The following is a 9,455-nucleotide window of genomic DNA, read 5'->3' as shown; positions in this document are numbered from 1 at the left end:
TTACGCTGTTTGCGTGCGCCGCTGCGCCCTGCACGCGGCAGATCCGTCCGCTCCTCGCGGTCACGCCGCTGTCCGCCGCGGCTGCCGCGGCTGCGGTCTCCGCCGCCCGTGTTCTCGCCGCCTCGTCCGCTGCGGCGACGACCGGTCTCACGGCCTTCTGCGGGCGGCGGTGCCGCCATTGCAGCGGGTGCGCTTGGACGCCCCGCACCAGAGCGCCCTGCAGGACGTCCGCTGCTGCTGCGTCCGCCCGCATTTCCGCCGGCGGACGAGGAGCGTGCAGGGCGAGCGCTTCCTGCATTCGACGCTCCAGAACTCTCACTGCGCGTCTTAGCAGGCGCCTGACGTACGATTACAATGCCGGGTGCCTTTGTTCGGGCACGCAGTACCTGCTTCTCTGGCTCAGGTATCTCTGCCCTTCCTGCCGAGGCTGCCGACTCACCATCCTTCTGTGCCGGTGCTGCAGGTCGTACGTCCTTCTTTGCGAGGCGCTCTTGCTGCGGAGCGGGGGCTTTGCTCTGCATGGACTCCCTGCGTACGGGCTTTGCCGTCCGCCCAAGCTCCGCCTTGACGGCGGCACGTTCTTCCTCACCGACAGCACTGAACATGTTCTTCACTTTGTAGTTCTTGCTCTTCAGAATATCAATAATGGTATTTTTGTCCGTCTTGAATTCTTTCGCCAAATCGGTGATTCTGTATTTCGATTCTGACATCAATCCACCCCCGTCGGTATTTCATGCAGATAGGCGTCCAGCCGCTCCGCAAATCCTCTATCTATCAATACGGCGACCGCGCGGTACTCTTTTCCGAGGCACCGTCCCAGCCGCTCTGCTCTTAATAACTCCACATATGGAACATTCCGTCGTTCCGCCATATTCGTAAATTTGCGCTTTGTTTCTTCCGAGGCATCCGCCGCGAGCAAGAGGTATGTCCCTCGCCCTTTTTCAAGTGTCTCCTCCGCCACGAACGCACCCGAGACGATGCGGCGCGCGCGCGCCGCCATACTCAGTAAATTCTCGACACGGTTCTCAGTCTGTGCATTCATCATCTAGCCCTCCGTACGCGCCCGCAGGGCTTCCGAGAGTGCATCGTAGACAGCGGCCGCAACCCGCCCCTTGAACGACCACGCGAGACCGTTGTGTTTCCGCGCTGCCAGCAGACACTCTTCACGCGGACAGAGATACGCGCCGCGCCCTGGACTCTTTCCCGTCGCGTCGATGGAAACATCCCCCGACGGAGCACGCACAATGCGGATGAGTTCGCCCTTGGGATGCTTCTCCCGACAGCCGACGCACAGCCGCTCAGGCTGTTTCGCCGGCTCCATTTAGGCCTCCCCCGCCGCGGAGGTCTCCGCGGCATCTATGTCGTCGACGGGTTCCGGCACACCGCCGTTCTCTTCCTGTGCTGCCTGCGACTCGCTCTTGATGTCGATTTTCCATCCTGTGAGCTTAGCCGCCAGTCGGGCATTCTGCCCTTCCTTGCCAATGGCAAGCGAGAGCTGATAATCCGGCACGACGACGCGGGAGAGCTTCTCTGTCTCGCTCACGGCGACCGAAATGACCTTTGCGGGGTTCAGCGAGTTCGCAATGTAGGTCGCGGGATCTTCACTCCATTTCACAATGTCGATCTTCTCGCCAGCCAGCTCGTCTACCACAGCCTGTACACGCATGAAATGCGGACCGACACACGCGCCGATGGGATCGACACGCTCCTCTGTAGAGTGAACAGCGACCTTGGAGCGGCTGCCTGCCTCACGCGCAATCGCCTTGATCTCGACGATGCCCTCCTGCATCTCGGGCACCTGGAGCTCAAACAGCTTTTTGAGGAGTCCCGGGTGCGTGCGCGAGAGCATGATCTGCGGGCCGCGGGGCGAGCGTTTGACCTCAATGATATACGCACGAATGGTATCGCCATAGTTGTATGTCTCGCCGGGTATCTGCTCGGTCGGCATCAGCACAGCCTCTGCTTTGCCGATATCGACATACACGCTGCGTCCCTCAATGCGCTGAACAATTCCCGTCACGATATCGGCGGAGCGATTCATATACGCTTCGTAGACAATGCCGCGTTCCGCTTCGCGCAGACGCTGCATGACCACCTGTTTCGCCGTCTGCGCTGCAATGCGCCCAAAGTTTGCAGGAGTCATCTCGATCTCGACCACATCGCCGACCTGATAGTCCGGATTGATGGCATGCGCCTGTGCAAGAGAGATGTCTGTGACGCCGCTCTCGGCTTCCTCGACCACCGTCTTGATGGCAAAGACGTGGAATGCGCCCGTCTCGCGTGAAAGTGCGATGCGTACGTTCTGGGCCGATCCGAAGTTGCGCCGATAGGCTGAAATCAGCGCCGCCTCGATGGTCTCAAAAAGGAGTTCCTCGTCAATCCCCTTCTCGTACGCAAGTTCCTTTAGTGTTTGAAGGAACTCCTTTCCGGCATTCGTCTCCTTTGTGATCTTTCTTGCCAAAGCCCAAATCCTCCCTAAAAGTCGATATGCAGACGCACCTGAGATACCTGCTCCATCGGGATGCGCACATCGTCGTCCAGTATCAATACATTTCCGTCATAGCCGGTGAGCTCACCCGTCAAGTTCTTTTTACCGTCAAGGGGCGCATAAAGCGCCACATCGACACGCTTGCCGTGTTCTCGTTCAAAGTCGCGCGCCTTGCGCAGCACACGATCAAGCCCGGGTGAGGAAACTTCGAGGATATAAGCATCGGCAATGAAGTCCTCACGGTCAAGGATCTCCTCCAGTCGCTCGCTGAGAGTCCGGCAGTCCTCGATGTCGATACCGCCCTCTTTGTCGATGTAGACGCGGAGATACCAATCGCGTTCACGTACATATTCGACGTCTACGAGTTCCAATTCCGGCTGTACCGGCAGGAGATCCTGTACGATCTCCTCGACGCGCTCCTCGATCTTCGCGCTCATCGTTTCCCTCTCTATCCTAACCGCATCACAGAGGGAAGCACGACGCAAAGCGCCCTGCTTCCTTTTTACATGAATGAAAGAGTGGGCTTTCACCCACTCTTTCCACGTCTTAAATGAATTTCCTAGAGTATATCATATGATATAGGCTTTGTAAAGCCCTATATCACGCAAACTCGCCTGTGGCTTCACCAAATATTTTCGTCCGGATCGCCAGGCTGAATTTTCTACCTTCCGTATAAATGCCGCGTCAGCCACGCAAGCACACGCCCTCTCCCAACGAGACTGACGATTGCCCCGAGAATACAGACACCGACAATCACCATAGCAATCGCGGGCAGTGCGACGAAGATGATGAAAGCAAGCAGCGCGGCAAGGACAAGCCCCCAAATAATGGAGGAAAGGAGCGACGGCTGCTGCGGCGCTCCGCCGATACGGACATAACGCACGGAACTTCGCTGCGCGCGCTCATATGCCCCGCCCGAAGACCGGTATGCTTCTGCCCGCGGCGACTCCGCATCGGCCGCCGTACCATCCTCATCAACCGTAACGCCACGATACGCAGCATTCTCCGCCTCACTCATTGGACGTACGCGCGGATCCTGATCTTCCATAAAGGTTCTCCTCCCTTGATATTTTCCATACAATAATTTCAGCGCAGAACATCTTTATTCTGCACTCGGATTGTTCTGCACTGCCCGGGGCACAACAAAACGTGGGCTCAGATTTCGAGCTGTACTTGACTATTTTTCCAATACAATTTATTCCAATTCCGCTTACTTTGCGTCTATATTCTACTAAATTGTCCGGCTGTCTGCAAGTAAAACCGCTGCAGTACTTAGAACTTCTCTTTCGATATAAGCGGTCAGCTATGCTCACTCGCAAGGACAAGGGCATATATATTTTCCGCACCCGCGCGTTTGAGCGTGCGCGCACACTCCAGAAGAGTCGTCCCCGTCGTCATAATATCGTCGAGAAGCAGGATATGCCGTCCCGCGATCTGCGCGCCATTCGCGCATACAAATGCCCCGCGCAGCTCACGGCGGCGTTCTTCGCGTGAGAACTCATAAAGCGGTGCAGTTTCACGGCTGCGTACGAGCAGCGATTCGAATGCGATCCCGTGCGCCTTTAGCCACGGCGCAAAAATCAGCTCCGTCTGGTTGAATCCACGCTCATGTGCGCGCGCGGGAGCGAGCGGAACAGGTACGGCGACGATCTGCTCCGGGAGCTGCATGAGTACCGCTTCCCCGGCAGCGAGCATGCCATGGAGATAGGGCAAAACACTTTTCTCCCGCCGATACTTGAGCGTACGCAGGAGATCCCGCACACCTTCACGGTAATATCCGAGCGCCCAAATCCCAGCAAGATACGATACGGCATCCACAGAGCGGGCGACAGTGCGCAGTCCTGTGAGTCGTCTCGTACAAGCACCGCAAAAACTGCCCCGCCGCTCCACATACGATTTGCAGCTCGGACAGCGGGGCGGGAAGAGAAAGTCAACAAACATCGAAAGCAAATGTATCCCTCCGGCGTATATAGAAGTTTCTATATTATAACGCAATTTGCTAAAAAATGCTTGCGATTCCCTCGGGATTATGATATGATAAACGCAGAAAAGAGATATATCTCCTAGGTTCGAAACTAGCGGAAAGGAGAATGTCTATTGACACAAATTCTTCAGCGCGGTGACCATGCCCATTGACAGGAATGCATCTTTGAAGAAGTATTACGGCGGCGGATTCTGCCGATACGCACATGGCATAGTGTCAAAAAAGCCGGTTGCAGCGCAGTCACTCCCCGGTGGTTCGGGCAGTTAACAAATTCCTTCTGTACGATTCGATTTCGAAAACCAAGCGCGCAAATTGGATGAATCTATGGGATCTCCAAAACGGTTTCAGCTGAACGTACAATATAAGGCTTTCCAAGGCGCAGATACACGAGGCGTACACGCAGTGGAAAGGCGACCACACAACTGAATAAGGATGGTTCACAGTTTTATGGTAATATCGACATAGATCGACAGCTTGCTCGAAATAGAGCGGCTGTCGATTTTTTTTGTTCATAAAACGCGTTATGGCGACGCAACGCCTCCCCATAATGACAAAACTAGGCGCGCCCCCCATCCCCGCCTCAACAACGCCGCTCGTTGATGCGGAAGTTTCGATGCACAGCGAGGAATGAGGAAAACGCGAGGGCAGGCGTAGATGAAACCTACGTCGACCGCAGGATTTTTCGAAATGACACAGCGATGCGCCAAAATCGCGTGTCACTTAAATCAGCGCCGCCGGCTCATACTCTTCGGGCAATATCCGCCGCAGAAACCGGCGCGTGCGCTCCTCACGCGGTGCGGTGAAGATCTCCTTCGCGCTGCCCTCCTCCACGATCACGCCGTCCGACATAAATACGACGTGCGTCGCGACGTCCTGCGCGAACTTCATCTCGTGCGTGACGACGATCATCGTCGTGCCTTCCTGCGCGAGCTGCTTCATCACCGATAGAACCTCGCCGACAAGCTCCGGATCGAGCGCGGAGGTCGGCTCGTCAAAGAGGATAACGTCGGGCTTTGCCGCAACGGCGCGCGCGATGCCGACGCGCTGCTGCTGCCCGCCCGAGAGCTGCGCGGGATAGTAGTCCGCACGGCTCTCCATGCCGACCTTGCGCAGCGCATCCATGGCGATCTCGCGGGCCTCTTCCTTCGCGATGCCGCGCCCGACCGTCAGTCCGAGCGTGACATTCTCGAGTGCGGTTTTGTTCGCGAAGAGGTTGTAGTTTTGAAAGACGAATCCCGTCTTTTTCCGCACGTCCGCGACCTCTTTATGCGATGCGTCCGCGAGCGAGAGATGCGCGCCGTGAAAATCCATCGCGCCGCCGTCGGCGCGCTCAAGGAAGTTCAGGCAGCGCAGGAGGGTCGTTTTGCCCGATCCGGAGGGGCCTAGGATGACAACGACGTCGCCCTTGTCGACGCTGAGACTGACGTCCTTCAGCACCTCGGTGTTTTCAAACTGTTTGCGGACATTTTGGACATGCAGCAGCATGTTCTCCCCTCCCTAAATTTGACCGCGGAACGCGCCGACGCGGCGCTCCGCCGCTGCGAACAGCAGCTGAACGATCGTGCAGAGCACGAGATAGACGACGAACACGTCGAGATACGACTCGATATAATTGTAACCGTAGGATGCGGCGATTTTCCCCACCGCCATAATGTCCTTGACCGTCATGAGGAACGCGAGCGATGTCCCCTTGATGAGGTTGACCGTGATGTTGCAGATGCTCGGCAGCGCGACGACGAGTGCCTGCGGCAGAATGACGTGCAGATAGGTCGCGGGCGCGGAAAGTCCGCTCGCGAGCCCCGCTTCGAGCTGTCCCTTTGGGATGGCGAGCAGGGCGGAACGGAACGCCTCTGTGAGCAGCGCGATCGAGTTGATCGTGAAGATAAAGACCGCGTACCAAAAGGGATCGACGGCATCGAATACGTTGACATCCAGTCCCACCTGCTTGACGACGACGTTGAGCAGGCTCGGCAGTAGACTATAAAGGAGCAGTATCTGCAAAATGAGCGGCGTGCCGCGCACAAAGGAGACGTAGCACCGCACGATCGTCCCGCCGACGCGGCGTCCGCGCACGCGCAGCACCGCAAAGTAAAACGCGATCGGCGCGGCGAGGACGAGAGAGAGCACGGTCAGCGAGAGCGTGACGCCCGCGCCCTGCCAAACGAGCAGGAACGTCTCGCGCATAAATTCAAAATCAAGCTCCATCCGCGGCGCCTCCTCCCGTTACCGCACCCGCGCGGGCGGGCGCCTCGACGCGCAGACTCGCGCCTTTATCAAGGCGGCGTTCCACCTGCGTAAAAACCTGCTCCAAGAGGAGCACGACCGCCCAGTAGACGAGCATACAGGCGAGATAGATCTCGATGCCGTACGCGCCGAAATTCTGCGCGATGATGAGGTTGCCCTTGCCGATGAGGTCGATGAGCCCGATGGTATAGGCGAGCGATCCTTCCTTCAGCAAATTGATCGACGCGTTGCCAAAATTCGGCAGGGCGACGATCGCCGCCTGCGGGAGCATGACGTGGGCGAATGCCTGCACGGGCGAGAGCCCCGCGCAGACCGCCGCCTCGTACTGCCCGCGCGGCACCGCCTTGTACGCGGCGCGGAACACCTCGGAGATGTACGCGCCGAAGAGCAGTGTAAAGGTAATGACCGCGAACACCGCGCGGTTCATGCCGTTCATATCGATGCCGAATGCGCCCTGCAGGAGTTTTGGCAGCCCGTAGAACACAATGAACAGCAGGACGATGGACGGCGTACAGCGCATGACATACACATAGACTGCCGCGAGTGCGCGCAACGGACGCCCGCCGTCAAGATTTGCCCATGCGAGCAGCCCGCCGAGGAGCGATCCCGCCGCGATGCTGATGCCCGCAACGAGCAGGGTCACGTCAAGATATGCGAGGAGGTCGGGCAGCACCTCTAAAATCATACCGGCGTCAAAGGCTCTTGTTTCCACCCTTCACCTCACATTTCTCTCCGCTTACTTCAGATATTCCGAAAGGCTCTCGCCGAAATATTTCTGCTCAAGTTCCGCGATCTTGCCCTCGGCGCGCAGCTCCTCGATCGCCTTGTCATATTCGTCGGCGAATGCCTGCTCGTTCTTGTTAAAGATCGGGTACGTCGGGATGCCTTTGTAGCGCACATAGGTCAGCTTGTCGCTGAACGCATGGTAGGGCGCATCCTCCTTGGCGATGTTGTTCTTGTAGCTCAGCTCGACGTCGAGATAGCCGTCGTAGCGCCCCTCCATCACCCAGCTGTACGCGTCCGCGTTCTGGAACGACTCGGAGGACGTCAGCTTGATCTGATTGTCCGGGTTCTCCTTGTTGTAGGTGTCGACAACCATGTAGCGCGCGTCCTGTGGAGCGATTGGCACGATCTTGCCGCTGAACTTCGCGAACGACGCCATATCCTTGATCTCATTCGCCGTGTCCTTGCGGATCGTCAGACCGATGACACTCGCGCCGATGTTGTTCTTCGGGAAAACATATTTCTTCTTGCGCGCATCCGTGATCCAAATGCCCTTCGTCCCGACCGTGTACTTGCCCGATTCGACGCCGATGAGAAGGTCGTCGTCCGAGGTCGGCACGAATTTGAACTCATACTGCGGCAGTTTCTTCGCGACTTCCTTCATCACCGCGACCTCGAATCCGTCGGATTCACCCTGCTCGTTCACATAGTCGTACGGGACATAGTAGTTCGTGTGCGCGACCGTGACGATCTTCTTGCCGTCCGCGGACTTTGCCGCGCCGCCGTCCGCCGCGTCCTTGCCGCAGCCCGTGAGACCTACGGAAAGTGCCGCACCGAGGAGCGCCGTCAGCGCCGTTTTCGTGATTTTATTAAAATGCATTTTGCCATCCTCCTATATCAAACGCGTGCAGCTTCGCGCACCCATGCAAAACGGTTCCGGTCAATGTCGCGCGGCACGGTGCAGTCCGCACCGAGCAGAACCCCCGTGCGCCCCGCCGCCGACAAAATGCGGCGCGTCTCCGCCTCCACCTCCGCGCGGCTGCCGCGATAGAGCACGTCCGTATCGAGGTTGCCGAATCCGCCGAGCAGCGCGTGCTCCGGGAACACCTTGCGCCCCTCCTCGAGCGGCACGCCCTCGACCACCGCCGCCCAGTTGATGGTCTTGACCTCGTAGCCGCGGTACCATTCAAGCTCGTTACGATGTCCCGCATAGCCGCAGATGTGGAGGATGTTGTAGTCGTTTGCCGCGTTCGCCGCGCGCAGAATCTCCTGCTCGCCGGGAGCGAACACCGCGCGATAGACGCTGCGGTCGTCTCCGAATCCCGTGTGGTTTTGCAGGCTGAGGTAGATGCCCGTCACGCCCGCCTCCTCGATGATGCGGCGCGCGAGCTTCGCGATGTCGGCGGAGATGACGGCGAACGCCGCCTTTACCGCTTCCTTGTCCTCACGCACGAGATTCGTGAGGAACGTCTCACTCTCGTCGATCGTGCCCGGCTGCATAAATTTCACCGTCGTCGCCGCGGAGAAGATATTGTAGAACGTCGCGATCTCATTGCCGTAGCGGCGTGTGATCTCCTTCGCATACGCAATCTGCCGCGTGAAGAACGGGTGGTCGTCGGGCAGCGGCTGCACCTTCGCGAGCTCCGCCGCCGTACGCGCCTGCTGCACGACGGGATTCGGATAGGAGAAGAACCCGTCCGTCATGATCTTTACAAAGTCCGGCTGCGACTCCTCGATGTAGCGCAGCTCCCCGTCCAAGACCTTTTTCTCGAGCGACGGATCATCGTACGCGTTCGCGTGAATCTCGTCGTCGAGGAAGTGGAACCAAAATCCCGCCGGAACGCGTTCGACTCCCTTGCGATCCATCGCGCTCAGCACAAGTTCTTTCTTCGATACCGCCATGATATGCTCCCTTCCCGGCAAGTCTGCCGGACTCTTAAATTCATTGTTCGCAGATATGTTTTAACTTTATCGTGGAGCAATCATACAACGCTTTTGCATAGTTGTCAAGTATGT

12 protein-coding genes are annotated in these 9,455 nt (G+C 57.9%); all 12 read right to left on the bottom strand.

The genetic code is table 11. From position 1 onward, the window contains the following. Positions 1 to 710: translation initiation factor IF-2 N-terminal domain-containing protein (locus HMPREF9162_RS10255; protein WP_009439145.1), on the bottom strand; the 710-nt coding region annotated here is incomplete at its 3' end. After that, on the bottom strand, positions 710 to 1,042 hold the full coding sequence (locus HMPREF9162_RS10250; RefSeq protein WP_026761523.1) for a L7Ae/L30e/S12e/Gadd45 family ribosomal protein: 333 nt from the start codon (positions 1,040 to 1,042) through the stop codon (positions 710 to 712). The genes HMPREF9162_RS10250 and HMPREF9162_RS10255, both read right to left, overlap by 1 nt. Positions 1,043 to 1,045: 3 nt before the next feature. Beyond that, positions 1,046 to 1,321, bottom strand: coding sequence for an RNase P modulator RnpM (gene rnpM / locus HMPREF9162_RS10245; protein ID WP_009349922.1), 276 nt, complete (start codon positions 1,319 to 1,321; stop codon positions 1,046 to 1,048). After that, positions 1,322 to 2,461 (bottom strand): transcription termination factor NusA, encoded by a 1,140-nt coding sequence (gene nusA, locus HMPREF9162_RS10240; protein WP_009439277.1) that lies wholly within the window; start codon positions 2,459 to 2,461, stop codon positions 1,322 to 1,324. It abuts the gene before it with no gap. A 14-nt stretch (positions 2,462 to 2,475) separates the two neighbouring features. Next, on the bottom strand, positions 2,476 to 2,925 hold the full coding sequence (rimP, locus tag HMPREF9162_RS10235; protein ID WP_009439201.1) for a ribosome maturation factor RimP: 450 nt from the start codon (positions 2,923 to 2,925) through the stop codon (positions 2,476 to 2,478). 224 nt (positions 2,926 to 3,149) lie between these two features. Then, positions 3,150 to 3,536, bottom strand: coding sequence for a hypothetical protein (locus HMPREF9162_RS10230; protein WP_009439234.1), 387 nt, complete (start codon positions 3,534 to 3,536; stop codon positions 3,150 to 3,152). Between the two features lie 251 nt (positions 3,537 to 3,787). Next, positions 3,788 to 4,438, bottom strand: coding sequence for a ComF family protein (locus tag HMPREF9162_RS10225; protein WP_009439209.1), 651 nt, complete (start codon positions 4,436 to 4,438; stop codon positions 3,788 to 3,790). A gap of 754 nt (positions 4,439 to 5,192) precedes the next feature. Beyond that, a complete protein-coding gene (locus HMPREF9162_RS10220) occupies positions 5,193 to 5,957 on the bottom strand; it encodes an amino acid ABC transporter ATP-binding protein (protein ID WP_009439241.1) in 765 nt (254 codons plus the stop codon). A gap of 12 nt (positions 5,958 to 5,969) precedes the next feature. Next, positions 5,970 to 6,677 carry an amino acid ABC transporter permease gene (locus HMPREF9162_RS10215; RefSeq protein ID WP_009439189.1) on the bottom strand — a complete coding sequence of 236 codons (708 nt, stop codon included), beginning with the start codon at positions 6,675 to 6,677 and terminating at the stop codon, positions 5,970 to 5,972. Beyond that, positions 6,667 to 7,428: an amino acid ABC transporter permease gene (locus tag HMPREF9162_RS10210; RefSeq protein ID WP_009439152.1), complete on the bottom strand. Its 762-nt coding sequence runs from the start codon at positions 7,426 to 7,428 to the stop codon at positions 6,667 to 6,669. The genes HMPREF9162_RS10215 and HMPREF9162_RS10210 overlap by 11 nt, the downstream gene beginning before the upstream one ends. A 24-nt stretch (positions 7,429 to 7,452) precedes the next feature. Continuing rightward, a complete protein-coding gene (locus tag HMPREF9162_RS10205) occupies positions 7,453 to 8,319 on the bottom strand; it encodes a transporter substrate-binding domain-containing protein (protein ID WP_009439216.1) in 867 nt (288 codons plus the stop codon). A gap of 17 nt (positions 8,320 to 8,336) precedes the next feature. Continuing rightward, on the bottom strand, positions 8,337 to 9,341 hold the full coding sequence (locus tag HMPREF9162_RS10200; protein WP_009439172.1) for a uroporphyrinogen decarboxylase family protein: 1,005 nt from the start codon (positions 9,339 to 9,341) through the stop codon (positions 8,337 to 8,339). Positions 9,342 to 9,455 lie beyond the last annotated feature (114 nt).

The sequence above is a fragment of the Selenomonas sp. oral taxon 137 str. F0430 genome, assembly GCF_000183625.1.
In the GTDB taxonomy this organism is placed as follows: domain Bacteria; phylum Bacillota; class Negativicutes; order Selenomonadales; family Selenomonadaceae; genus Centipeda; species Centipeda artemidis.
This window is presented reverse-complemented; position numbering and strand designations above follow the sequence as displayed.